The 22,125-nt window shown below is 69.7% G+C and carries 22 protein-coding genes and 1 pseudogene; 10 read left to right on the top strand and 13 right to left on the bottom strand.

The features are described from left to right. Window positions 1–18: 18 nt before the first annotated feature. Window positions 19–189, bottom strand: a complete 171-nt coding sequence (locus OG205_RS04080) for a hypothetical protein (RefSeq protein ID WP_330274886.1) — start codon at window positions 187–189, stop codon at window positions 19–21. A gap of 467 nt (window positions 190–656) precedes the next feature. On the opposite strand from OG205_RS04080, the gene OG205_RS04075 reads away from it, so the two are divergent. Then, entirely contained in the window at window positions 657–845 is a 189-nt protein-coding gene (locus OG205_RS04075) for a hypothetical protein (protein ID WP_330274885.1), read from the top strand. 309 nt (window positions 846–1,154) lie between these two features. On the opposite strand, the gene OG205_RS04070 is transcribed toward OG205_RS04075, so the two are convergent. Beyond that, entirely contained in the window at window positions 1,155–2,246 is a 1,092-nt protein-coding gene (locus OG205_RS04070) for a nucleotide disphospho-sugar-binding domain-containing protein (RefSeq protein ID WP_330274884.1), read from the bottom strand. A 167-nt stretch (window positions 2,247–2,413) separates the two neighbouring features. Here OG205_RS04070 and OG205_RS46715 point away from each other — a divergent pair. Next, window positions 2,414–2,728 (top strand): annotated as a pseudogene (locus tag OG205_RS46715) (transposase); the annotation flags it as partial. After that, the gene (locus tag OG205_RS04065; RefSeq protein ID WP_330274883.1) at window positions 2,650–3,348 is read left to right on the top strand and encodes a transposase; all 699 of its coding nucleotides are present in this window, start codon (window positions 2,650–2,652) and stop codon (window positions 3,346–3,348) included. The pseudogene OG205_RS46715 and the gene OG205_RS04065, both read left to right, overlap by 79 nt. Window positions 3,349–3,366: 18 nt before the next feature. On the opposite strand, the gene OG205_RS04060 is transcribed toward OG205_RS04065, so the two are convergent. From OG205_RS04060 to OG205_RS04045, 4 genes are all read right to left on the bottom strand, one after another. Beyond that, window positions 3,367–4,383: a glycoside hydrolase family 88/105 protein gene (locus OG205_RS04060; RefSeq protein ID WP_330274882.1), complete on the bottom strand. Its 1,017-nt coding sequence runs from the start codon at window positions 4,381–4,383 to the stop codon at window positions 3,367–3,369. Window positions 4,384–5,474: 1,091 nt separating this feature from the next. Further along, window positions 5,475–7,469 carry an NAD-dependent DNA ligase LigA gene (gene ligA, locus OG205_RS04055; RefSeq protein ID WP_330274881.1) on the bottom strand — a complete coding sequence of 665 codons (1,995 nt, stop codon included), beginning with the start codon at window positions 7,467–7,469 and terminating at the stop codon, window positions 5,475–5,477. Window positions 7,470–7,526: 57 nt separating this feature from the next. After that, window positions 7,527–8,327 carry an alpha/beta fold hydrolase gene (locus tag OG205_RS04050; RefSeq protein ID WP_330274880.1) on the bottom strand — a complete coding sequence of 267 codons (801 nt, stop codon included), beginning with the start codon at window positions 8,325–8,327 and terminating at the stop codon, window positions 7,527–7,529. Next, the gene (locus OG205_RS04045; RefSeq protein ID WP_330274879.1) at window positions 8,327–9,139 is read right to left on the bottom strand and encodes an LLM class flavin-dependent oxidoreductase; all 813 of its coding nucleotides are present in this window, start codon (window positions 9,137–9,139) and stop codon (window positions 8,327–8,329) included. Before OG205_RS04045 ends, OG205_RS04050 begins: the two co-directional genes overlap by 1 nt. 86 nt (window positions 9,140–9,225) lie before the next feature. On the opposite strand from OG205_RS04045, the gene OG205_RS04040 reads away from it, so the two are divergent. Then, window positions 9,226–10,086 (top strand): LysR family transcriptional regulator, encoded by an 861-nt coding sequence (locus tag OG205_RS04040; RefSeq protein ID WP_330278093.1) that lies wholly within the window; start codon window positions 9,226–9,228, stop codon window positions 10,084–10,086. An 88-nt stretch (window positions 10,087–10,174) separates the two neighbouring features. Here the strand turns inward: OG205_RS04040 and OG205_RS04035 are convergent, their stop codons facing one another. Beyond that, window positions 10,175–10,405 (bottom strand): hypothetical protein, encoded by a 231-nt coding sequence (locus OG205_RS04035; protein WP_330274878.1) that lies wholly within the window; start codon window positions 10,403–10,405, stop codon window positions 10,175–10,177. A 65-nt stretch (window positions 10,406–10,470) separates the two neighbouring features. Between OG205_RS04035 and OG205_RS04030 the strand changes: the two genes are divergently transcribed. Next, window positions 10,471–11,478: a pyridoxal-phosphate dependent enzyme gene (locus tag OG205_RS04030; RefSeq protein ID WP_330274877.1), complete on the top strand. Its 1,008-nt coding sequence runs from the start codon at window positions 10,471–10,473 to the stop codon at window positions 11,476–11,478. Next, a complete protein-coding gene (locus OG205_RS04025) occupies window positions 11,475–12,596 on the top strand; it encodes an ArgE/DapE family deacylase (protein WP_330274876.1) in 1,122 nt (373 codons plus the stop codon). Before OG205_RS04030 ends, OG205_RS04025 begins: the two co-directional genes overlap by 4 nt. 52 nt (window positions 12,597–12,648) lie before the next feature. Here OG205_RS04025 and OG205_RS04020 read toward each other — a convergent pair whose 3' ends face one another. From OG205_RS04020 to OG205_RS04005, 4 genes are read right to left on the bottom strand one after another with little or no spacing between them, the layout of a single operon-like run. Beyond that, complete coding sequence (locus OG205_RS04020) at window positions 12,649–13,644, bottom strand: acyltransferase family protein (protein ID WP_330274875.1); 996 nt, start codon at window positions 13,642–13,644, stop codon at window positions 12,649–12,651. Further along, complete coding sequence (locus OG205_RS04015; protein ID WP_330274874.1) at window positions 13,641–14,594, bottom strand: D-alanine--D-alanine ligase family protein; 954 nt, start codon at window positions 14,592–14,594, stop codon at window positions 13,641–13,643. Before OG205_RS04015 ends, OG205_RS04020 begins: the two co-directional genes overlap by 4 nt. Beyond that, window positions 14,591–15,694: an alanine racemase gene (gene alr, locus OG205_RS04010; RefSeq protein WP_330274873.1), complete on the bottom strand. Its 1,104-nt coding sequence runs from the start codon at window positions 15,692–15,694 to the stop codon at window positions 14,591–14,593. The genes OG205_RS04015 and alr overlap by 4 nt, the downstream gene beginning before the upstream one ends. Continuing rightward, window positions 15,679–16,296, bottom strand: coding sequence for a M15 family metallopeptidase (locus OG205_RS04005; RefSeq protein ID WP_330274872.1), 618 nt, complete (start codon window positions 16,294–16,296; stop codon window positions 15,679–15,681). The genes alr and OG205_RS04005 overlap by 16 nt, the downstream gene beginning before the upstream one ends. A gap of 166 nt (window positions 16,297–16,462) precedes the next feature. Here OG205_RS04005 and OG205_RS04000 point away from each other — a divergent pair, with 166 nt between their 5' ends. The 3 genes from OG205_RS04000 (at window position 16,463) to OG205_RS03990 (ending at window position 18,799) form a co-directional block, all read left to right on the top strand. Further along, window positions 16,463–17,314 carry an NAD(+)/NADH kinase gene (locus OG205_RS04000; RefSeq protein ID WP_330274871.1) on the top strand — a complete coding sequence of 284 codons (852 nt, stop codon included), beginning with the start codon at window positions 16,463–16,465 and terminating at the stop codon, window positions 17,312–17,314. Then, on the top strand, window positions 17,311–17,784 hold the full coding sequence (locus OG205_RS03995; RefSeq protein WP_330274870.1) for a GNAT family N-acetyltransferase: 474 nt from the start codon (window positions 17,311–17,313) through the stop codon (window positions 17,782–17,784). Before OG205_RS04000 ends, OG205_RS03995 begins: the two co-directional genes overlap by 4 nt. A gap of 67 nt (window positions 17,785–17,851) precedes the next feature. Continuing rightward, the gene (locus OG205_RS03990) at window positions 17,852–18,799 is read left to right on the top strand and encodes an alpha/beta fold hydrolase (RefSeq protein ID WP_330274869.1); all 948 of its coding nucleotides are present in this window, start codon (window positions 17,852–17,854) and stop codon (window positions 18,797–18,799) included. Here the strand turns inward: OG205_RS03990 and OG205_RS03985 are convergent. After that, window positions 18,792–20,087, bottom strand: a complete 1,296-nt coding sequence (locus tag OG205_RS03985) for an MFS transporter (RefSeq protein WP_442916804.1) — start codon at window positions 20,085–20,087, stop codon at window positions 18,792–18,794. The genes OG205_RS03990 and OG205_RS03985 overlap by 8 nt on opposite strands. A gap of 201 nt (window positions 20,088–20,288) precedes the next feature. Here OG205_RS03985 and OG205_RS03980 point away from each other — a divergent pair, with 201 nt between their 5' ends. Then, window positions 20,289–20,939, top strand: coding sequence for a TetR/AcrR family transcriptional regulator (locus OG205_RS03980; RefSeq protein WP_330274867.1), 651 nt, complete (start codon window positions 20,289–20,291; stop codon window positions 20,937–20,939). Here OG205_RS03980 and OG205_RS03975 read toward each other — a convergent pair. Next, window positions 20,936–22,078 carry an epoxide hydrolase family protein gene (locus tag OG205_RS03975; protein ID WP_330274866.1) on the bottom strand — a complete coding sequence of 381 codons (1,143 nt, stop codon included), beginning with the start codon at window positions 22,076–22,078 and terminating at the stop codon, window positions 20,936–20,938. The two genes, OG205_RS03980 and OG205_RS03975, sit on opposite strands and share 4 nt — an antisense overlap. Window positions 22,079–22,125: the final 47 nt, after the last annotated feature.

Raw genomic sequence — 22,125 nt, 5'->3', positions numbered from 1 at the left:
TCGGCGATCCAGGTCCGGCTAGATCTCGGCCTCACGCAGGAGACGGCCGGCCGCGTCGTAGGCCCGGACTCGCACGTTCGTGAGCTTCTGCGGGATGCGGCAGAGGTAGATCTCGCCGTACAGCTCGGCTCGGAGACCTGTCCGTCGCGCAGCCGACCAGGCCCAGACGACTGGCGAAGTACTCGGCACCCGGTGAACCGATCTCGGACGTCGAGGCGGCCTGCGACTGAGGTTGACGGTGGCCTGCGGCGACCGTTGTCCGCGAGAGCGCGCATCGACTCGACTGACAGCGGTGCTGGCGTTCCGGCAATGGCGACAGCGCCCGCCGTGTCGCGGGCAGGCAACCGCCGCTGCCGGACGGCTTTCGCTCTTGGAGCCTGTTGGCGAATGGTTGCGCGAGGTCGGCGCCTCCATCGACGCGGCGGAATGGGTGCTGCTCGGCGAGCTGGCCAGGGGCGCGAACCAGCTCAAGGGCAAGGACCGGCCGATGGTACTGCCCGCGGACAAGCTGCCAACCGAGCTGCGCTACCCGAATCAGCGCTTCGGCGTGGAACTGGCGTGGGACGAGCGCGGTCAGCCGCACGTGTCGCCGCAGGCGGTCCCGGTGTTCCCCCCGGGTCACCTCGCCAGCGCAGGTACCGGACGCCGACGGGCGGATGCCCCGGCGGCGGTTGGACTTCGAGCCCGACCGTCGGCACGCCCGCAGGCACAACGAGATCTACCGGCGTGGCGACCGGCCGTGGCTGCGCACGGTCGCGGTGACCGGAACGCTGCTGGCGCTCGGTGGCGCACTGTTCGTCCTCAGTGGACAGTGGTGGGATCCCGCTCGTATGGCCCGCAGGTGAAGGAGTCCCACGAATCGTCGAGGGACTGGAACACGATGACCCAGGGCAGGTCCTCGATTGGGGAGCCTTCCTCCGGCTCACTGATGATCACACCACCCGTGTTGGGTCCTTCTCGGTCCGTGCCGTGTCGGGGCAATGTCTACCGCCCCCGCTCAGACCCCCGTCGCCGCCCCTCGGTGTTCACCGGCCCGTTCTCCCGCCGTGGCCGAGGCGTCCGGCTGAATACGTCCGACTGACACATTTCGGCCGCAAGGCCTACCAGCGCTCCGGCGCGCTGAGCTCGGTCGAGGCCCAGATCACCAAGCCGGATCAGCTCACCAGCGCGACGAGCTTCGACACCAGCTCCGACGGCAGGGGGCGTGCGGCGTTCTCCGCGCGGAGTCGCTCGCACGCCGCCCTGATCTCCTTGTCCTCCAACAGCTTCGTGAGATGCGAAGCGTCCACAGTGGTGTCTTCGAGCCACAGGCCGATACCAGCGTCGCGGACGAGTGTCGCGTTGTCGAACTGGTCGGCGCTGTGCGGAAGCAGCAACTGCGGCACTCCGGCGGCCAGCGAGGTGAAGGTGCTGCCGGAACCGCCGTGGTGCACGATCGCGTCGCAGTGCTCCAACAGGGCGTTCAACGGGATCCACTCGACGAGGCGCACGTTCTCCGGCAGCTCGCCCAGTTCCGCGACGTCGGAGTCGCCGAGCGCGAAGATGAACTCCGCGTCGATCTCCTTGGCCGCCTCGACGATCTGGCCCAGCGCGCCGACGGACATCAGGCCGACCGCGGTGCCGAGGGTGACGCACACCCTCGGCCGTTCCCGCTTGGCGAGCAGCCACCCCGGCAGCACCCCGCCCGCGTTGTACGCGACGTAGCGCATCGGCCACCCGATCTGCGGGGTGCCGAGCCCCTCGGTGGCGATGTCGATGATCGCGTCGGCCTCGGTCGGCCGCGTCACGCCATGCCGGTCGTAGGCGTCGGTGTACTTGGCGTACAGCGCGAGCTCGTCGGTCCCGCGCGCCGAACCGAAGTTGTGCTGCACGGCGGGAATTCCGAGCTTCGCGGCGATGAACGGGCCCGCGGAGTCCATCTGCTCGAAGACCACCAGGTCCGGCCGCCAACCCTGGGCGGCGGCGAGCATCCCCTCGGTGAGCCGGTCGCCGAGCGCGGCGAACACCCGCGCGACGAGCTCCATCGCCCGCCGCGGGTCCTCCACGAACAGCTCGTGGATCGAGGCGAAGTCCCCGAACCGCTCGTTCTCCCGCACTGTAGTCCCGAAGAACTTCATCACGTCCAGCCCCGGCGCGGCCTCCACCGCGGGCAGCCCAGCTTGCGCGGCGCGCTCGACGACGTCACCGGTGCTGGCGACCAGCACGTCGTGACCCCCGGTCCGCAGCGCCCAGGCGAGCGGGATCATCGGAAACAGGTGGCCAAGCCCCGGCGATGACGAGAAAAGAACTCTCACGACTTCCTCCCTGGGAGTCTGTTGGCGAATGGTGTGGGTTGGTCGTGAGCGTGAGGGCATGAAGGTGGGGCTTCTGGTAATCGAGATGTACCACCAACTTGATCATTAAAAGCCCCAGGATGTCTGTCTACCGTGCCGAGGCCGCGAAGGCGAGTTGTGGCGTGTCTGGTTGCGCATGTCGTGACCGGACACGTCGGTATCCGTCTGATCTGACCGATGAGCAGTGGCAGGTGTTGGAGCCGCAAGCGCGGGCGGTCATGGCCGAGTTGCGCAAGAGCCCTGCCGGAGCGCCAATGAAGCATGACCTGCGTGCGATGGTGGACGCGATCGGCTATCTGAGCCGCTATGGCATCGAGTGGCGGGCGTTGCCGGTCGACTTCCCGCCCTGGGAAGCGGTGTATGCGTTCTTCGAACGGTGGAGCGAACGGGGCCTGCCGCAGCGTCTGGTCGACCGGTTGCGGGACGCATCCGGATCGCGTGTGGCCGGGCCGAGTTGCCTACCGCAGCGGTCATCGACGCCCAGACCGTGCGCGGTGCCGACACCGTGGCAGCCGACGGCGCCGGCTATGACGCGGGGAAGAAAACCAAGGGGCGTAAGAGAAACATTGCCACTGACTGCCTCGGACTCCTGTTAATGGTGACCGTCACCTCCGGCGGCATGCAAGACCGCGACAGCGCCCACCGGCTGCTGGCACTGCTGCGCGAACACTTCTCCACCATCACCCTGGTCTGGGCCGACGGCGGCTACGCCGGACGCCTCGTCACGTGGGCCAAAGCCGTGCTGTGCCTGACACTCACCGTTGTCAAACGCACCGACGACATCAAGGGCTTCGTGGTACTGCCCCGCAGATGGGTCGTCGAGAGGACGTTCGGCTGGCTGACCCGCCATCGACGCCTCGTCCGGGACTACGAACGCCGACCAGAACACCACGAAGCCATGGTGTGGTGGGCCACCGTCACGATCATGACCCGCCGCCTAACCCGAGAACTCTCCGGCGACCCACCACCAGCACGCTGGGGCCAGCCCAGACAACCCAGCTCAACCACGGCATGACCATCTACCAACAGGCTCTTAGAGGCGCGCGACCTCCGACGTGGCGAGCAGGAACGCCCCGACGGCGAAGTTCGACGTGTCGTTGGCGCGCACGGGCTGGTGGTCGGACGGCTGCTGCCCCACGCCCTGCACGTATCCGAGCCGACCGCTGGACTGCAAGGCGAGCCTGGTCAGTCCGTCCCAGCCCTTCGTCACGACCGGGCGGTAGGCGGTGGCGTCGAGGAGCCCGGACCGCACACCCCACGCCAGGCCGTAGGTGAAGAACGCCGTGCCGCTCGTCTCTGGACCCGGATAGTTGTCGGGGTCACCGAGGTTGACGTTCCAGAACCCGTCCGAGCGCTGCACCTGCGCGAGCCTCGCGGCCATCTGCCGGAAGTCCGCCTCGTAGCCCGCGCGGTAGGGCGACTGCGGCGGCAACACCTGGAGCACCTTGGCGAGCGCCGCGATCGCCCAGCCGTTGCCGCGCGACCAGTAGATGTTCTTGTTCACGAACTTGCTGTCCCGCCACCACGACCCGTTGTTCCACAGCCGCTGCCGGGTGTAGCGGTAGAGCCGGTCGCCGTAGTCCATCCTGCCGAGCCGCGCGAAGATCGGCAGCGCCATGTGCAGCGCGTCGACCCACCACCAGTAGTCGGTCCTGCCGGTCGCGATGGTCGCGTCGATCTCCCGGACGATCGCCGCCCTCCGCCGCGGTTCCGGGTTGTCCTCGTAGAGGTCGAGGTAGGCCTGGCCCGCTGCCTGGTGATCGGCGAAGTGCGGGTTGCCCGACGAACTCCTGAGCCCGAAGTTGTGCCGGTTCGCCCAGCCCAGCGTGTAGTCGCGGTACCTGGTGTCGTTGGTGGCCCGGTACAGCGCCATGACACCGCTGTGCAGGGTCGCGTCCTGCCAGTCGTTGCCGCCGACGGCCTGCGTGCGGATCCAGTAGTCCGCGGCCAGCCGCCCGGAGTCGAGCGGCCCGGCGTCCGCCAGCGCGGTGCCGGGACCGATGAGTGGCAGGGCTGATGCCCCGAGCAGGAACGAACGCCGCCTCACCATCAGGTTTTCTCCAATTTGTGACATGGGCGGCGTCATCGCCCATTAGAGCGGGGAGTGGCCCGCCAGGCCAGGGTTTCGGAGGATCCCGGTACGTGGTGAGCGACCACACAGCCCGTTCCGGAAACACTGTGGGCATGGGGGCCGTTATACGTGTTGGTCGGTGCGATCCGTGTCCCCCGGGCCTCACCTCAACGCCTTCGCGGAAGACCGTTCGGCTGGTACCGCGCAGAGCCACTCGCCGAGAGGCGACCGATCGCATCGGCCTCACCAGCTCGTCCTCAAGGCGTCGCTCTCCCCGACAGACGTCTTGAGGGCGTCCGGTCGGCGCGGAGCTCTCCTGCCGCGCCGACCACCCGGTTTCTTCTTGCCCCGGAAGGTCTTCCGCGTTCGTGACGGTGACCGGCCACACAGGTTCCCCTGGAACACAACGGATCCCCGCGCCGTTGTACGGGGTGGTCGGTGCGGAACGAGTCCCCGGGCCCCAACACAAACGCCCTCGCGGCATACCGTTCGGCTGGAACCGCGTCGTGCCCACCGCCGAGAGGCGACCGCCGCACCGACCACAAGCTCGGCCCTCAGGCTGTACACCCCCCGGACGGCTTGAGGGCCTTCCTCTTCACCCGGATTCCCTTGCACGGCTGGGAATTCGACGCCGGACGACCGGGTGAGCGAGCACACAGCACGCCGGGAACACAACGGAACCCGCACCGACCACAAGCTCGGCCCTCAGGCCGTACACCCCCAGGCAGCCTGAGGGCCTTCCTCTTCACCCGAATTCCCTTGCACCACAAAGAATCCCGCACCGGACACGCTCAATCCCTTGCGAAACCAGGAATTCAGTACCCCGCGCGGTGAGCGAGCACACAGATCACCAGGAAACACAACGGAACCCCGCGCCGTTGTACGAGACGGTCGGTGCGGAACGAGTCCCCGGGCCCCAACACAAACGCCCTCGCGGACCACCGTTCACCCGGAGCCGCGTCGTGCCCACCGCCGAGAGGCGACCGCCGCACCGACCACCTAACTCGCCCCCAGGCTGCCGTCCTCCCCCAGGCAGCGTGGGGGCTTCTCGCATCTGCGGGCCGGACGGGTCAGGCGACTCCGGCGGCGATCAGCTTCGTCCAGATCTCGCCCTGGTCGACCACCTCGACGCCGAGCTTCTCCGCCTTCGTCAGCTTGCCCGCGCCCACGCCCTCGCCCGTGATGAGCAGGTCGGTGGTGGCCGAGACCGAGGAGGCGGCGGTGGCGCCGGCGCGTTCGCACATCTTCTGGAACGTCGGGCGGGTGACCTTCTCGCCGGAGCGCGGGTCGCTGATCGAGCCCGTGATCACGACGGACTTGCCCTCCAGGGGCGCGCCGGCGACGACCACCGGTGGCAGGTCCTCCGAGCGGACCTCCAGGGAGACGCCGCGCTCCCGCAGGCGTTCGATCTCCGGGCGCAGCCGGGACAGGTGGAAGTTGATCGACTCGGCGACCTTCTGGCCGATGTCCTCGACCGCCACGAGCTTCTCGACGCCCGCGTCGGCCACCTCTTCCAGCGAGCCGAAGCCCGCGCGGCACAGGCGGGCCGCGGTGCCTTCCGAGGCCATCGGGATCGAGAGGCCGATCATGGCTCGGCGCAGGCCCACGGAGCGGCTGCGGTCGATGGACTCGATCATGCGGGTCGCGGAGATCTCGCCCACGCGGTCGAACTCCAGCAGGCGTTCCTTGGTGAGCGTGTAGAAGTCCGACGGGTTCACCAGGTCGCCGGTCTCGGCGAGGCGCTCGATCCACACCTGGCCGATGGCGTCGATGTCGGCGGCGGCGCGGGACGACCAGTGGATCAGGCGGCGCACGGTCTGGGCGGGGCAGACGGCGTTCGTGCAGAACAGCTCGCGGCTGTTGCCCTGCTCGGTCAGCGGTTGCGAGCACGACGGGCAGTCGGAGGGCGGGATGATCTCGCGTTCGTCGCCCGTGCGCTTCGACTCGTCCAGGACGCCCGCGACGAACGGGATCACGTCGCCCGCGCGGCGGACCAGGACCGTGTCGCCGATCTTGATGCCGCGCGAGCGGATGACCTCCTGGTTGGCCAGGGTCGCGCGGGTGACCGTCGTGCCGCCGACGAACACCGGCTCCAGCCACGCGACCGGGGCGATCTTGCCGGTCTTGCCCACGTCCCAGACGACGTCCTTCAGCACCGTCGTCTTCTCCTCGGCCGCGAACTTGTACGCGATCGCGCCGCGCGGAGAGGACGAACGGGTGCCCGCGGCGGCGAACGCGTCACGGTTCGCGAGGCGCAGCACGGCGCCGTCGAGGTCGTAGTCGAGCTTGTTGCGGGCCTGCTCGATGCCGCCGATCAGCTCCTGCGCCTCGGCCGCGGTGGAGCAGTGCTTCATCTCCGCCACGCTGAAGCCCAGCTTGCGCAGGCCCGCGTCGAGGTCGGAGTCGGCGCTCTCCGGCTCGGTCGTCAGGTCGAACGCGAAGAACTGCATCCGCCGGCCCTCGACCGCCTTCGGGTCCTTGGCGCGCAACGTGCCCGCGGCGGCGTTGCGCGGGTTGATCAACGGCTTGTCCGGGTGCGCCGCGTTGTACGTGTCGAACGTCGAGCGCAGCATCACGCACTCGCCGCGCACCTCGACGCGGCCCGGCGCCTCCACCTTGTCCGGCACTCCGTCGCACAACGCGCGCGTCAGGAACGTGACGTCGTCCCCAGTCGAGCCGTCGCCACGGGTGACAGCGCGCGCGAGCCGGCCGTTCTCGTACACCAGCGCCAGCGACAGTCCGTCGAGCTTCGGCATGACGACCACGGGCTGACCGGGGAACCGCGAGAAGAACGACTCGACCTGCTCGGGCTTGTTCGCCTTCTCCAGCGACAGCATCGGCCGTGAGTGCCGCACGGGCGCGTGCAGCACCGACGGCGCACCCACGTGGTCGAGCGGGTTGTCCTTCGGCGCCAGCTTCGGGTGTTTCGCGACCAGACCGCGGAACTCGTCCTCGATCGCGTCGTACTCCGCGTCCGCCACCAGCGGCTCGCCCTGGTAGTACGCGTCCCGCAGCTCGACGATCCGCGCCGCCAGCTCCTGAATCCGATCCCCCGCAGCACTCATGGACAGGACGTTACCGGGCACCCCTGACAATTCCGTGCAGCCGCGATCGAGCACCGCTCAAGCCGTGTGCTCCATCAGAGCGTCGACGAACTCGGGCCACACCGGACGGGGCAGATCGTGCCCGACCGAGTCCAGGACCAGCAGCGACGCACCCGGCACGGCGTCACGCAGAGCTTCCCCGTGCTCCAGCGGATAGACCGGATCGAGCGAACCGTGTACCACCAAAGTGGGCGCGACGATGTCACCGAACCCACCTCCACTCGGTGCGTCGAACTCCATGCGGAAGTGGTTGGTCATCGCCGACGCCACGTTCACCGTCCGCGCCACGTCCTGCACGGCCAGCAGACGCACGGCTTCCTCGTCGAAATACGGCGACGTACCCGCGTACGCCCGCAGCACCGACACGATGGACTCCACATCGGACGAAGCCTGCGCACCCGAGGCCTCCAGAAATGCCTCGGTCATCGGCGGCAGGTCCGGGTCACCGGTCGTGGTCGCCACGAACGTCAGCGACAGCACCCGATCCGCGTGATCGACGCCCAGCGCCAGCGCGATGGCCCCGCTCATCGATCGTCCGACCACATGAGCACGGCCGACGCCCAACGCGTCCAGGATCCCCACGGCGTCCAGCACCAGGTCGGACAGCGCGTACCCCGGCTCACCCGGCGGATAGCTCACGGACAGCCCTGTGTCGCGGTTGTCGTAACGGATCACGAACCGCCCACGCGCCGCGATCGCCGCACACAACTCCGACTCCCACCACAACATGGACGCGCACGCGCCGTGGATCAGCAGCACAGCCGGATCGGCAGGATCCCCGAACGTCTCGACGCACAACTCCACCCCGTTGACGCGCATCACCGCACCGCCGGTCCATCGCGCAGCACGCCGCGCACGTGATCCACGGACAAGGCAGCGGGGTCGAAGGCGGTCAGGCACCAGGTTGCCCCAGCAGAGGCGTACGGCGTGACGTCCTCACCAGGAGAGACCTCGCAGACGTAGTCGAACGGCCCGTCACCGGTCCGCAGTGCCTCCACCTGCCCCACCGCGTCAGCGAACTCACCGGCGGACGACAGGTTCACGGGGAAGAAGCCGTCCAGACCGGCGGCCCGACGCATCGGCCGCACCTTCCCCGGGAACCCGGCGGCCCACACCGGAACTCCAGGCCGCTGCACGGGCCGAGGCAGGAACGTCACACCGTCCACTGTGTAGTGCGCGCCGCGATGACGCACGACCTCCCCCGACCACGCCGCCCGCAGGATCTCCAGCGACTCGTCCAGCATCTGCCCGCGCACCCGGTCGTCGCACTCCTCCCCGGTCCGCGAGAACTCGCCCGCGAACCGGTCGCTCCCGAGCCCCACCCCGAGCACGAGCCGTCCGCCGCTGAGCAGGTCCAGCGAAGCGGTCTCGCGGGCGAGCTTCACGGGCCGCCGCCGGGCGACAGCCGACACCATCGGCCCGAACCGCAGCCGCGAGGTGGCCGAGGCGACGGCCGCCAGCGTGATCCACGGATCGGCCACGTGCGTGACCGGCTCGCGCCACCGGACGTGGTCCCAGACGAACAGCCCCGCCCAGCCCGCCTCCTCCGCCTCCGCGGCGAGCCGGGCGACGAGCAACGGATCGGCGAGCGCGTCGAACAGCGGCAACCAGAGAGCACATCGTGGGTTCATGAGAGCAACGCTAGAAACGAACGAGCATTAACAAAAGCGATAGATTCTGCTCACAACAACAAGCCACGCTTATACTCGGGGCCGTGATGGACCTCCGCCACCTCGCAACCCTGGACGCCGTGGCCACCGAAGGCACCTTCGGCAAGGCCGCCGACCGCCTCGGCTACACGCAGTCGGCCGTGAGCCAGCAGGTCGCCGCGCTGGAGAAGGCCGTGGGCGGCGCCGTGTTCGACCGTCCCGGCGGCCCGAAACCGGTCCGCCTCACGCCACTGGGCGAGGTGGTGCTCGCCCACGGACGCGAACTCCTGGCCAGAGCCGCCGCCACCGAGGACGCCGTCGAACGGTTCAAGGCAGGCGAGGGCCGCGTCGACATCGGCACCTTCCAGAGCGTCACCAACGTCATCCTCCCGACGGTGGTCCGCCAGATCCTCATCGAACACCCCAACGCCGACATCCGGCTGTTCGAGGAGGAGACCGACCAGCCCACCGCCGACGGCCTGGACCTGGTCTTCTTCGACGGACGGGTCAAGGACGCCGAGCAGGTCAAGATCCTCGACGACCCGTACGTGCTGGTCACCCGCCGCGTCCAGTTCCCGGCGGGCCCGGTCCCGCTCCAGGCCCTGCACGGCGCAGCGATGGTCGCCCAGCCGCCGATCTGCGACCAGGCCAGGGTCGAACGGGTCTACGCCGACGCCGGGGTCGCGCCGCTCATCGTGTTCCGCACGGCCGACAACCGGGGCGTGATCTCGATGGTCCGCGCCGGCATGGGCGTCGCCGTGATGCCGAGACTCGCGCTCGACGTGCCCTCGGACGACCTGTCCACACACGAACTCGAACCCGCGCTGGCCCCGCGCGAGATCTACCTGGCCTGGCAGGCGAACCGGACGCTGTCACCGCTGGCCACCCGCGTCATCGAACTGACCAGGCAGACGGCCGCGAAGCTCTAGGCGCTGTCCTGCAAGTTCGTCAGGTGAGAGACGCGGGTGAGAGTCCCGGAGGCGGTGCTGTCGCCCGACGAGACTTACAGGACAGGGGCTAGTCACTCGGCCCGCGCAGCATCAGCACCACCCGCAGGACGTGCTCGACGGCCGCCGGGAACACCGCTCCCCGCAGTTCGTCGCGGCGTGCCAGGGTCTGCCCGGCGAAGTCGACCATGCGTTCCGGCCCGACCCTCCGGACCACGAGCGCGGCGACCTCCTCCAGGTCGAGGCCGGGGTGGTCGAGGCGGGTCAGCGCGAACTCGACGATCAGCTCCTCGTCGCTCATCCGGCACCTCCTCCCGACTCTTCGGATTCTTCCACCGATACACGTCGAAAACATGTGCTGGACCGATGATCCGCGTTACCAGCACGCTGTCGTTCATGAAGTTCTCGCGGCCAGAGGCCCGCAGCTGGCGATGCCCGCCCGCGCCCACCGAGGTGCGGGACTTCCACGCTCAGCTGCCTGACTACGCGCCCACCCCGCTGACCGCACTGCCGGCTCTCGCCGCGGAGCTCGAGATCGGCCGTTTGTTCGTCAAGGACGAATCCTCCCGGCTGGGCCTGCCCGCTTTCAAGGCCCTGGGCGCGTCCTGGGCCGTTCACCGCGTTCTTCAGCATCACACCGGGCCGGTCACGCTCACCACCGCGACCGACGGCAACCACGGTCGCGCGGTCGCCCGCATGGCCCGGCTACGCGGCCGGCGAGCCCACGTCTTCGTGCCGAACACCGTGCCCGCCCAGGCGATCGAGGCCATCCGCGCCGAGAACGCCGAGGTCACCGTCGTCGACGGCACGTACGACGACGCGGTCGCCAGAGCCGCCGAAGCGGACGGGATCCTCGTGCAGGACATGGGGTGGCCCGGTTACGAGGAGATCCCGGCCTGGATCGTCGAGGGTTACGGCACGCTCTGCCACGAGATCGACGAACAGCTCGACGCAGAACCCGACCTGGTGGTCATCCCCGTCGGCGTCGGCTCGTTCGCCCAGGCCGTCATCACGCATTACCGCAGCCGTGACTCGCGCACGAGACTCCTCTCCGTCGAACCCGACAGTGCCGCCTGCGTCCTCGAAAGTCTGAAAGCGGGCGAACGCAAGACCATCCCCACCGGCGACACGATCATGGCCGGTCTCAACTGCGGCACCCCGTCCGCGACCGCCTGGCCGTACCTGAGCAACGGCCTGGACGCCGCCGTGTCCATCTCCGAAGCCGAATGCGCCCAAGCAATGCAAGACCTCCACGCGCAGAACGTCCACTCAGGACCGTGCGGCGCCGCCCCTCTCGCCGGACTGCGCGCCATCCGCAGCGAGTTCGGCGAGCTCGCCACCGTTGTGCTCATCAGCACCGAAGGACGCCCGTGAACCCACGTGACCTGCTGGCCGACCTGATCTCCATCGACTCGGTCAACCCCGACCTCGTCCCCGGTGGCAACGGCGAAGGAGCGATCGCCGGCTTCTGCGCCACCTGGTTCCAGCGCAACGGCTTCGAGGTCCACCGCCTGGAGCGGCGACCGGGCAGGCCGTCGCTCGTCGCCGTCAGGAAGGGCACCGGCGGCGGGAGGTCGTTGATGCTCAACGGCCACCTCGACACGGTCGGCCTCGCGGGCTACGACGGCGACCCGCTCAAGCCCGAGATCAACGACGGCAGGATGTTCGGCCGTGGCACCTTCGACATGAAGGGTGGCATCGCGGCCATGATGATCGCCGCCGCCCGAGCCACCGAACGCCCGCTGCGCGGCGACGTGATCGTCGCGTGCGTGGCCGACGAGGAACACGGCAGCTCCGGCACGGAAGAGGTGCTGGACCGCTTCACCGCCGACGCCGCCATCGTCACCGAGCCCAGCCACCTCGAAGTCACGCTGGCGCACAAGGGTTTCGTGTGGTTCGACGTCGAGGTCCAGGGCAGGGCCGCGCACGGGTCACGGCCGGAGCTCGGCATCGACGCGATCGCCAAGGCCGGCCACTTCCTCGTGGCACTGGAACAACTCGGCCGAGATCTCGCAGAGGGCCCGAGACACCACCTGCTCGGCACCGGCACGGTCCACGCGTCGCTGATCGGCGGTGGAGAGGAGGCCTCGACGTACCCCGCGACCTGCCGGATCACCCTCGAACGCCGCACCGTCCCGGGAGAATCCCCGCAGCAGACCGAGGACGAGCTGCGCACGATCCTCGACCATCTCACCACGACGGTCCCGGACTTCACCGCCACGCTCACCCGAGGCCTCGCCAGGGAGCCGTTCGAGGCAGACCCCGAAGCCGAGATCGTCCGCACGCTCATCGCGAACCTCGGCGAGCCGCCCGTCATCCGCGCCGAGCCGTTCTGGACCGACTGCGCCCTGCTGGACCGCGCCGGCATCCCCTGCCTGCTGTTCGGCGTCGACGGCGCGGGTGCCCACGCGGCCACCGAGTACGTCGACCTGGCCTCGCTGGACCGGCTGACCGAGGTGCTGACCGCCACGATCGCCGGTTTCTGCCACTAGTGGCCCGCAACTTTGCCGGGGGATTCGTGGTCAGACGGGTGCATCGTGGAGTTCAGGGAGCCGGGCTGGCCCGCTCTGGTGAACGGCTTCCTCGCCGTATGACCGGTTCCTCGACGTAACGCCAGCTGAGCGCCGCCGCCACGATCGTGAGCACCGCCGCGATCGGCCCGGCGGCGGCCCCCAGTTCGGGCCGCAGCCACAGCGTCAGCGGGTAGTTCCACAGGTAGGCGCCGTAGGACAGGGTGCCGAGCGCCACCAGCGGGCGGATCGGCGTCGCCACCTGCTCCCACTTCGACCAGACCAGCAGCAGGACGGCCGTGCAGGCCGCGATCGCCGGGCCCGCCACGAGGTAGGTCAGCGCGTGGCCTCGCAAAGGCACCACCGACAGCACCGCCAGACCGGTCAGGGCGATCGGCACGGCCCAGCGCGGCGCGGTGGTCAGCTTCAGCCTGGTGGCGGCGCCGATCACGAAGCACACGAACCACGACGTCGGCAGCGCGTAGGCGTTGTCGGCGTTCGGCCACAGCCAGACGAGCGTGGCCGTGCAGGCCGCGAGCGCGCCCAGTGCCGTGACGACCAGGACCGCGCCGGTCCGGTTGCGGACCCAGGCGAACGCCAGCACAGCGGGCCACAGCAGGTAGAACTGCTCCTCGGTCGCGAGCGTCCAGCCGTGGAACGCCGCCGGACTGACCCCGCTGATGGGCAGGTTGCCGGTGAACGTCACCAGCACGACCACGGTCTTGAGCAGCTTGTCGCGCTCCCCCAACGGGTCGAACACGAGCGTGACGATCGCGAAGATCAGGGTGAGCGCCAGCAACGCGGGCAGCAGCCTTCGCGCCCGGCGCAGGTAGAACCGCTTGAAGTCGACACGTCCGGTGTTCGTCAGCTCCCGCTGCAGGACGCCGGTGATCAGGTAGCCGCTGAGCGTGAAGAACACGACCACACCGACCACGCCCGCACCGGGGAACACGTCAGGGAACGCGTGGCGCAGCATCACCAGCAGAATCGCGATGCCGCGCAACACGTCCAGCCCGGCGATCCGCTTCACCGCATCGCTCCCCGGACGAGCTTGTCCAGCAGGTCCGAATAGGACAGTCCGGCGGCCGCGAACATCTTGGGCACCTGCGACTCCGCCGTCATGCCCGGCATGGTGTTGACCTCGTTGAGCACCAGGCCGTCCTCGGTGAGGAAGAAGTCGACCCGCGCGAGTCCACGGCAGCCGAGCGCCTCGTAGACCTTCAACGCCGCGTCTTCCAAAGCCTTGAGTTCCGTGTCCGCCAACGGGGCCGGGATGACGAACTTCGCGCTGCCGTCGTACTTCACGGCCGTGTCGAAGAGTCCGGGAACCTGGATCTCCAGCGGTGGCCCGGTCCTGCGCCCCTCCTCCGGGTCGTCCAGGACCGCGATGTCGATCTCCCGGCCGTCCAGGACCTCCTCGACCAGCACGCGGTCGTCCAGCTCCAACGCGTGGCGCACGGCCGGTTCGAGCTCTTCCTCGCGTTCGACGAGCTTCACCCCGAAACTCGACCCCGCCGCCACCGGCTTCACCACGACAGGACCCGTGAAGTCCACAGTGGACGCGTTGGTGACGAGCGTGCCCTTCGCCGTACGGACCCCGACGGCCTCGGCGACGAGCTTGGTGACCCATTTGTCCATCGCGAGCGCGCCGGCCCGCAGCGGCGAGCCCACGTACGGCACGCCCGCCAGTTCGCACAGGCCGGCCAGCGTGCCGTCCTCGCCCAGCGGCCCGTGGACCAGCGGCAACACTACGTCGCAGGTCGCGATCACGTCGAGCGCGGCGGCGAGGCTGCCGGACGTCAGCGTGTCCAGCACCTGGCCGTTCTGGCCGTACCACCGGCCGTCGCGTCCGATCGTGAGCGCCACGGCCTCGTACTTCGCCGGGTCGAGCGCCTCGCGCACCGACGCCGCCGACGCCACGGAGACGTCGTGCTCGCAGTTCTGCCCGCCACCGATCACGGCGACGCGGATCCCCCTCATCGAACGCTCCTCCGCACCCTCGCCCCAATGCCCGTCACGATCTCGTGCGGGATCGTGCCCGCCCACCGGGCCCAGTCCCCCGTCGTCGGCTCGCCGCCGTCCCCCGGCCCGAACACCACCGCCTCGTCCCCCGGTTCCACCACGTCGTCCCCGACGTCGACCACGACCTGGTCCATCGAGATCACCCCGGCGACCGGCCGGCGCCGTCCCGCCAGCCACACCTCAGCCCGCGTGGACGCGTTGCGCGGCAGGCCATCCGCATAGCCGACCGGCAGCAACGCCAGCGTCGTAGCGTGTTCCGTCACGTACGTGTGCCCGTAGCCGACGCCGGTTCCCGCGGCGACCCGCCGCACCTGGACCACCGGCGCCGTGAACCGCAACGCGGAGCGCAGCCGGGTGGTCCCGGACGGGTCGATCCCCACCAGCCCGGCCCCGATCCGGACGACGTCCAGATGGGTGCCGGGGTCCGTCAGCGCGGCGCTCGTGGCCGCGAGGTGCCGCACGGACGGCCGCAGCCCCGCCTGGCGCGCCATCGCGACTCCCCGCAGCAACGCCCGCTTCCCGGTCTCATTCGCTCCAGGAATGTCGGCACAAGGCAGATGTCCCATCACTCCAACGACCGAGACCCTCCCGGCCAGTTCCGCGCGACGTGCCGCCGACATCAGCGACAACCAGGTCTCCGGCGCGGCCCCGTCCCGCGCCATTCCCGTGTCCAGCTGGAGGTGCACGCGCACCCCGGCCTCCATCGCGGCGAGGTGGTCGAGACTCGGCACGCTCAGGTCGATCCCGTACCGGACCGCCGTCCGCACGTCGGCGTCGACCGTGTTGAGCCAGCTCAGCACCGGAACGTCCACACCGGACTCCCGCACCCGCACGGCCTCGGCCAGGGACGTGACCCCGATCCAGGTGGCGCCCGCGGCCACCGCCGTGCGGGCGACGTCACCCAGCCCGTGCCCGAACCCGTCCGCCTTCACCACCGCCATCACGCCACCGCGGGCGAGCGAGACGAACCGCCTCGTGTTGGCGGCCACCGCGGCGAGGTCGACCGAGAGCGACGGCCCGGCCGAGACCTGGCGCAGGCTCGTCACGCGCGCGCCCACGCAGGCACCTCCACTGGTCCGTAAACGGCGTGGTCGGCCCCGGTCAGCAACGCCCAGTAGCGGTCGCCGTAGGACCAGTGCCACCACTCGGTCGGATAGTTGATCAGGCCGGCCGCACTCAGCGCGTCGGCCAGCACCGTCCGGTTGCGGCGGGCCTCCTCGTCGACCGGTGCCGCGAAGAAGCAGGCGCCGTCGCTCTCCTCGGGAGTGGCGTCGACCGCCGTGCCCATCCACAGCTCGGCACCCGACGCCGTGACCAGCGTCAGGTCGACAGCGGCGCCCGCGACGTGCGGCGCGACGGCCAGCGGAGCCACGAACCGGCTCGACAACCGGCCGAGCTCGACGGCATCGGCCGTGGGGTGCAGTTCGAGCAACTCGGCCGTGTACCGCTCGATGATCGCGCTCTGGTCGTCGATGCTGCGATGCCCCTCGATCACCCGCAGGTCCACACCGGACGGAAGCAGCGCGCGGGCCACGTCGAGCCGCCGCGCGAGTCCCTCCCGCACCCACACTCCAGGTGCGTGGTCCAATGGCACCAAAGGATCCCCGTTGTCGAGCACGCGGACGGCGCGCACGACCGGATCGGCTAGCAGGATGGTCATGCAGCCAACCTAGAAACGGTCGTCCACTCCGGACTCCTCCTCGAGGTCACGCCCGCCCGCCGAACGGCCGGTTCGCAGGCGTGCGGATCAGCCGTTCGGACGAGGGACGCACGTCCGCCCGGAATTCGGCAGACTGGCGTCGTGACCCGACAGAGGACGAACTGACGTGCACGCCGCCGGCCTGGTGCTGCACCCGCAACGAGACTCCGCCGCCGCCGTCGAGGCGGTCCTCGGCTGGGCGACCCTCCGCGGTGTCGAGATCCTCGGCATCTCCGACGAGATCCAGCGCCTGCGTTGCGAGGCCACCCCGGTCACCGCGGAGGAACTGGGCCGCCGCGCCGACCTGCTCGTGAGCCTCGGCGGCGACGGCACCATGCTGCGCGCCATGCGCATGGCCGACGGTGAACGAGCCCCGGTCCTCGGCGTCAACCTGGGCAAACTCGGCTTCCTGGCCGAGGTCGACGTCCCTGACCTGCCCGCCGCACTGAGTGCCATCGACGCCCACGAGTTCACCGTCGAACCCCGCCTCGCCGTCGACGCGCACTTCAACGACCAGAAGGTCACCGCGTTCAACGACATCGCCGTCGTCCGCATCCCCGGCGAGGGCAGCGCCCGCGTCGCCGTCCGCGTGGCCGGTCAGCCGTTCGTCAGCTACGCCGCCGACGCCGTCATCGTCGCCACCCCGACCGGTTCCACCGCCTACAGCTTCTCCGCGGGCGGCCCGATCACCAGCCCGTCCGTCGAGGCCCTGCTCGTCACCCCGGCCGCCCCGCACTCCGCCTACAGCCGGGGCATCGTGCTGTCGGTCAACGACGAGGTCGACCTGGACCTGCTGCCGTCCAGCGGTCGCCTGGCCGTCGAGGTGGACGGCATGGTCGCGGGCTACGTCGAACCCGGCCAGCGGGTGTCGTTGCGCGGTCGCGCCGGTGCCGCGCGGGTGGTGCGGCTCGGGTTGACGACGTTCTACCAGCGGGCGCGCCGCAAGCTGCGGCTCACCGACTCCGCCGAACTCGGATGAGGCTGCGCGAGTGGACCGTCGAGGACGCGGCCTGGTACGCGGAGGCCACCAGGGACCCGGAGGTCCAGCGCTACACGACCGACCCGCCCACGATCACCGAGGCACAGGTCGCCGACGCGATCAGGTCGTTGTCCACGAACCCCACCACCGCGTCGTTCTGCATCGAGGACGCGGGTGAACGCTGCGGCAACGTGGCCGTCGACTTCGAGGACGGCATCGGCCACGTGTCGTACCTCGTGGCCGCTCCCGCACGCGGCCGGGGACTGGCGACCAAGGCGCTCACCGAGTTCGTCGCGTGGATCCTCGCCCGTCGCACCGTCGGCGAACTGAGGTTGTGGACGCACCGGGACAACATCGGCTCTCGCAAGGCCGCCGAGCGCGCCGGGTTCGTCCGCGATCCCGCCCGCGACGAGGACCGGGAGATCAAGGGCGGCATCTGGCCGACGGTCGCCTACCACCTCGTTCCCTGATCTCCAGTCGTGCTCGAGCGCCGCTTGTTCGGATGTCCGCGCCGAGCAACGGATGGGGGCAGGGGACATGGAACTGAACAGGCGCAGAGTGTTCGCGCTGGGTGCGGGTGCCGCGCTCGCCGCGGGCGCCGGGACCGCCGGTGCTGACGCCGAGCGGAAGGTCACCGAGCCGGACCTCCCCGGTTTCAAGCACAACTACGCGCAGGTCAACGGGGTGCGCCTGCACTACGTCACGGGCGGCAAGGGCGAGCCGCTCGTGCTGCTGCCGGGATGGCCGCAGACCTGGTGGCTGTACAACAAGATCCTGCCCGCGCTCGCCACGAAGTTCCGGGTCATCGCGGTCGACATGCGCGGGCAGGGCGGATCGGACAAGCCGGCCGGCGGGTACGACAAGAAGACGATGGCGACGGACCTGCACGAGCTCGTCAAGAAGCTCGGGTACGACAAGGTCAACGTCCTCGGGCACGACCTGGGCAGCATGGTCGCGTTCTCGTTCGCGGCCAACTTCCCGAACGCGACGAAGAAGGTCGCGTTCATGGACGTGCTGCACCCCGACGAGAGCTTCTACCAGATCCCGCTGCTGCCTCGACCGGGCGGATTCAGCGTGTGGTGGTTCGCGTTCAACCAGGTCATGGGGCTGCCAGAGCAGCTGCTGGCCGGGCGGTTCCGGTACCTGATCGACTGGCTCTTCGCGAACACCGCGTTCACGCCGTCCGCCATCGACGAACGCTCGCGGCGGATCTACGCGCAGAACTACAACTCGGCTGACGCCATCCGCGCCAGCAACGGCTGGTACCAGGCGTTCCACCAGGACATCGCGGACGGCAAGACCTACGCCAAGCTCGTGCCGCCGGTGCTGGGCCTGGCCTCGATCTCGTCCTACGACCAGTTCCTCGGGACGCTGCCGAACGTCGCGAACCAGTTCGAGGTCGTGCGCGTCGACGGGTCCGGCCACTGGCTCGCCGAGGAGCAGCCGGACTTCGTCACGGGCGAGATCGTCCGCTTCTTCAGCTGACCTGCCTCACCGGACGTGCCGAGGGGATGAACGCCGCGACCACGACTGCCAGCAGCGCGGTCGCGGCACCCAGGCCCATGATGAGCTGGAAGCTGAACGGCACGCCGACCTGCGTGAGCACAACGCCCGCCACCGCGCTCGACACCGACGTGCCGATCGCGCGCATCAACGCGTTGAGGCTGTTGGCCGCGGCGGTCTCCGACGTTGGCACGGCACCCATGATCAGCGCGGGCATCGCGCCGTAGCCGAGACCGATGCCGGCGCCGATCACGGCCGAGATGATGACGAGTTGCCACACCGCGGTCAGCATGAAGATCCCCGCGCCGTAACCGATAGCGACCACGAGCGTGCCGAAGATCAGCGTGGTGCGCGGGCCGCGCGCGTTCGAGATCCGCGCGGCGATCGGTGACGTCGCCATCATGACCAGACCGGACGGCACCAGCACCAGGCCCGTGACCAGCAGCGACTGCCCGAGTCCGTGCCCAGTGGAGACCGGCAGCTGCAGCACCTGCGGCAGCACCAGGGACTGCGCGAACATGGCGAACGCGAACACCGCCGATGCGATGTTGGTCAGCAGCACCTGACGCCGGGCCGTGGTGCGCAGGTCGACCAGCGGCCGCGGTGACCGCAGCTCCCACCAGCCCCACAGCCCGAGCACGACCGCCGTCACGACGAACAGGCTCGTGACCGTGCCACCGCTCCACTGGGACGCCTTCGACACCCCGAGCAGCAGGCAGACCAGCGCGACCGACAGGCCTGCCGCGCCGAGGACGTCGAACCGCCCTCCGCTGCGGACAGGGGACTCGGGCACGCAGACCAGCACCGCGGCCAGCACCAGGGTGCCCACGCCCGCCGACGTCCAGAACAGCATGTGCCAGTCGGTCTGCTCGACCAGGATCGCCGCCGCGGGCAGGCCGAGCGCACCGCCGACGCCGAGCGAGGCGCTCATCAGCGCGGTCGCCCCTGCCAGCCGTTCCACCGGCAGTTCGTCCCGCATGATGCTGATGCCGAGCGGGATGACACCGACCGCCAGCCCCTGCACCACGCGTCCGATGACGAGCGGCACCAACGAGTAGCTCAGCGCGGCGATCACCGAGCCGGCGACCAGCAGGATCAGGCTGACGAGGAGCATGCGGCGCTTGCCGTACATGTCGCCGAGCCGGCCGACGACGGGGGTCGCGACCGCGCCGGCCAGCAGCGTCGCCGTGATCACCCAGGTGGTGTCGGCCGGCGAGGAGTTCAGCAGTGCCGGGAACCTCGGCAGAAGCGGGATGACCAGGGTCTGCATCAGCGCGACCGTGATGCCGCCCAGCGCGAGGACTGCCACGACGACGTTCGGACGGGTCACCGGAGGCGTTTCTTCGAGGAGCACGCCACCGAGTCTAAGTCAGTCACTTGACTTAATCTGGAGAGGGCGGGCATCTTGCACGGCCCGCGCGAAGGATGTCCGCGATGTCCGGAGCAGCTCCCGGTGGAAGATGGTGACGTGATGAGCAAGGTCGACAACCCGACGAGAGCCGAACGGGCGCACGCCACCCGTGAGCTGATCCTGACCGCCGCGGAGCGCCTGTTCGCCGAGCACGGCGTGCTGGCCGTGTCGAACCGCCAGGTCAGCGAGGCGGCGGGTCAGGGCAACAACACGGCCGTCGGCTACCACTTCGGCACCAAGGCCGACCTCGTCCGTGCCATCGCCCGCAAGCACCTGGCGCAGGTCGAGGAGATCCGGCAGCGCATGGTCTCCGAGCTCGGCGACTCCCCCGGCATCCGCGACTGGCTCAGCTGCCTCGTCCGCCCGGTCACCGAGCACCTGGACGCGGTCGGCAGCCCCACCTGGTTCGCCCGGTTCGGCGCGCAGGTCATGACCGACCCGACGCTGCGGCCGATCATCATCGAGGAGACGCGCTCGTCACCGTCGCAGGTGCGCATCCTGGCCGGCCTGAACGCGTGCCTGGCCGACCTGCCGGACGACGTGCGCGCCGAACGCCACGACATGGCCCGCCAGCTGCTGGTGCACATGATCGCCGAACGCGAGCGCGCCCTGGCCGACAACACCCCGACCCCGCGCGCCAGCTGGCACGACACCGCGACGGGCCTGGTGGACGCCCTGGTGGGTCTGTGGCGGGCGCCCGTCAGCGGCTAGGAGAGGCCGCTGAAGAAGGTGCGGATGTCGTCCGCGAGCAGCTTCGGCTCCTCCATCGCGGGGAAGTGACCGCCCTCGGCGAACTCGCTCCAGTGGCCGATCGCCTTCCACGGGTCCATCGCGCGGCGCACGAGCGGGTGGGTGTCGAACACGGCCCATCCCGACGGCACACCGGCGGACATGACCAGGTCGAGTCCGGAGTGCTCTGACTCGTAGTAGAACTGCGCGCTCGACGCGCCACTGCGGGTGAACCAGTACAGGCTGACGTTCGTGAGGAGCTGGTCGCGGTCGACCGTCTCGTCCGGCGTCCGGTAGCCGCCGCCGGTCCTGGTCCTGAACTTCTCCGCGATCCACGCGAGCTGCCCGACCGGCGAGTCGGTGAGCGCCGCGCCGATCGTGTCGGGACGGTGGTCCTGCATCAGCAGATACCCGCGATCGGCCGCGTCCTCGGTGCGCACCGCCTCGATCTGGGCGATCTCGTCGTCGGACAGGCCGTCGGGGAAGGGGAACTTGTCGCCGAGAAACCCGAGCAGCCGGGGGTCGACGCCGATGTGCGTCCCGATGACGCGCTCGGGGTGGATCGCCGCCAGCCGGCCGGTGGTGCCCGAGCCGACATCGGTGCCGTGGGCCCCGAACCTCTCGTAGCCCAGCCGCGTCATGATCTCGGCGTAGGCCTCCGTCGTCCGCGCCAGCTCCCAGCCGGTCCCCGACAGCGGGGTGGAGAACCCGAAACCGGGCAGGGCCGGGATCACCACGTGGAACTCGTCGGTCAGCAGCGGGACGAGTCGCTGGTAGTCGACGAACGATCCGGGCCAGCCGTGGTTCAGGACCAGCGGGGTGGCCTCCGGGTTCGCCGATCGAACGTGGACGACGTGGAACGTCTGGCCGTCGACGACAGTCGTGAACTGGTCGTGCTCGTTGAGCTTCGCCTCCTGCGCACGCCAGTCGAATCCGTCGCGCCAGTACTCGGCGAGTTCCTTCAGGTACGCCAACGGGATGCCACGACTGAAGTCGCTGCGATCGTCCCTGCCCGGCACGGGGATCGGCCAGCGGGTGCGTGCCAGCCGGTCGCGCAGGTCGTCGACGTCCGTCTGCGGGATGTCGACGCGGAACGGCGTGAGTGCGTTGCTCTGGTTCATGAGGCCGACGTTTTCAGGTAATGCGGCAGGTTGGCTTCCGCAATTGC

This window comes from Lentzea sp. NBC_00516 (assembly GCF_036346835.1).
GTDB lineage: Bacteria > Actinomycetota > Actinomycetes > Mycobacteriales > Pseudonocardiaceae > Lentzea > Lentzea sokolovensis.
Note: the sequence above shows the minus strand (reverse complement) of the source record. Positions and strands in the feature narration are given on the sequence as shown.

Excerpts from the sequence above, each read along its gene's own strand:
- ligA (WP_330274881.1), bottom strand. The coding sequence starts at position 7,469 with ATGAGTGCTGCGGGGGATCGGATTCAGGAGCTGGCGGCGCGGATCGTC.
- OG205_RS03985 (WP_442916804.1), bottom strand. The coding sequence starts at position 20,087 with ATGCAGACCCTGGTCATCCCGCTTCTGCCGAGGTTCCCGGCACTGCTG.
- OG205_RS04030 (WP_330274877.1), top strand. The coding sequence starts at position 10,471 with ATGATCCGCGTTACCAGCACGCTGTCGTTCATGAAGTTCTCGCGGCCA.
- OG205_RS04015 (WP_330274874.1), bottom strand. The coding sequence starts at position 14,594 with ATGAGGGGGATCCGCGTCGCCGTGATCGGTGGCGGGCAGAACTGCGAG.
- OG205_RS04050 (WP_330274880.1), bottom strand. The coding sequence starts at position 8,327 with ATGCGCGTCAACGGGGTGGAGTTGTGCGTCGAGACGTTCGGGGATCCT.
- OG205_RS04060 (WP_330274882.1), bottom strand. The coding sequence starts at position 4,383 with ATGGTGAGGCGGCGTTCGTTCCTGCTCGGGGCATCAGCCCTGCCACTC.
- OG205_RS04040 (WP_330278093.1), top strand. The coding sequence starts at position 9,226 with ATGGACCTCCGCCACCTCGCAACCCTGGACGCCGTGGCCACCGAAGGC.
- OG205_RS04075 (WP_330274885.1), top strand. The coding sequence starts at position 657 with ATGCCCCGGCGGCGGTTGGACTTCGAGCCCGACCGTCGGCACGCCCGC.
- OG205_RS04070 (WP_330274884.1), bottom strand. The coding sequence starts at position 2,246 with ATGATCCCGCTCGCCTGGGCGCTGCGGACCGGGGGTCACGACGTGCTG.
- OG205_RS03975 (WP_330274866.1), bottom strand. The coding sequence starts at position 22,078 with ATGAACCAGAGCAACGCACTCACGCCGTTCCGCGTCGACATCCCGCAG.
- OG205_RS03980 (WP_330274867.1), top strand. The coding sequence starts at position 20,289 with ATGAGCAAGGTCGACAACCCGACGAGAGCCGAACGGGCGCACGCCACC.
- OG205_RS03995 (WP_330274870.1), top strand. The coding sequence starts at position 17,311 with ATGAGGCTGCGCGAGTGGACCGTCGAGGACGCGGCCTGGTACGCGGAG.
- OG205_RS03990 (WP_330274869.1), top strand. The coding sequence starts at position 17,852 with ATGGAACTGAACAGGCGCAGAGTGTTCGCGCTGGGTGCGGGTGCCGCG.
- OG205_RS04005 (WP_330274872.1), bottom strand. The coding sequence starts at position 16,296 with ATGACCATCCTGCTAGCCGATCCGGTCGTGCGCGCCGTCCGCGTGCTC.
- OG205_RS04035 (WP_330274878.1), bottom strand. The coding sequence starts at position 10,405 with ATGAGCGACGAGGAGCTGATCGTCGAGTTCGCGCTGACCCGCCTCGAC.
- OG205_RS04045 (WP_330274879.1), bottom strand. The coding sequence starts at position 9,139 with ATGAACCCACGATGTGCTCTCTGGTTGCCGCTGTTCGACGCGCTCGCC.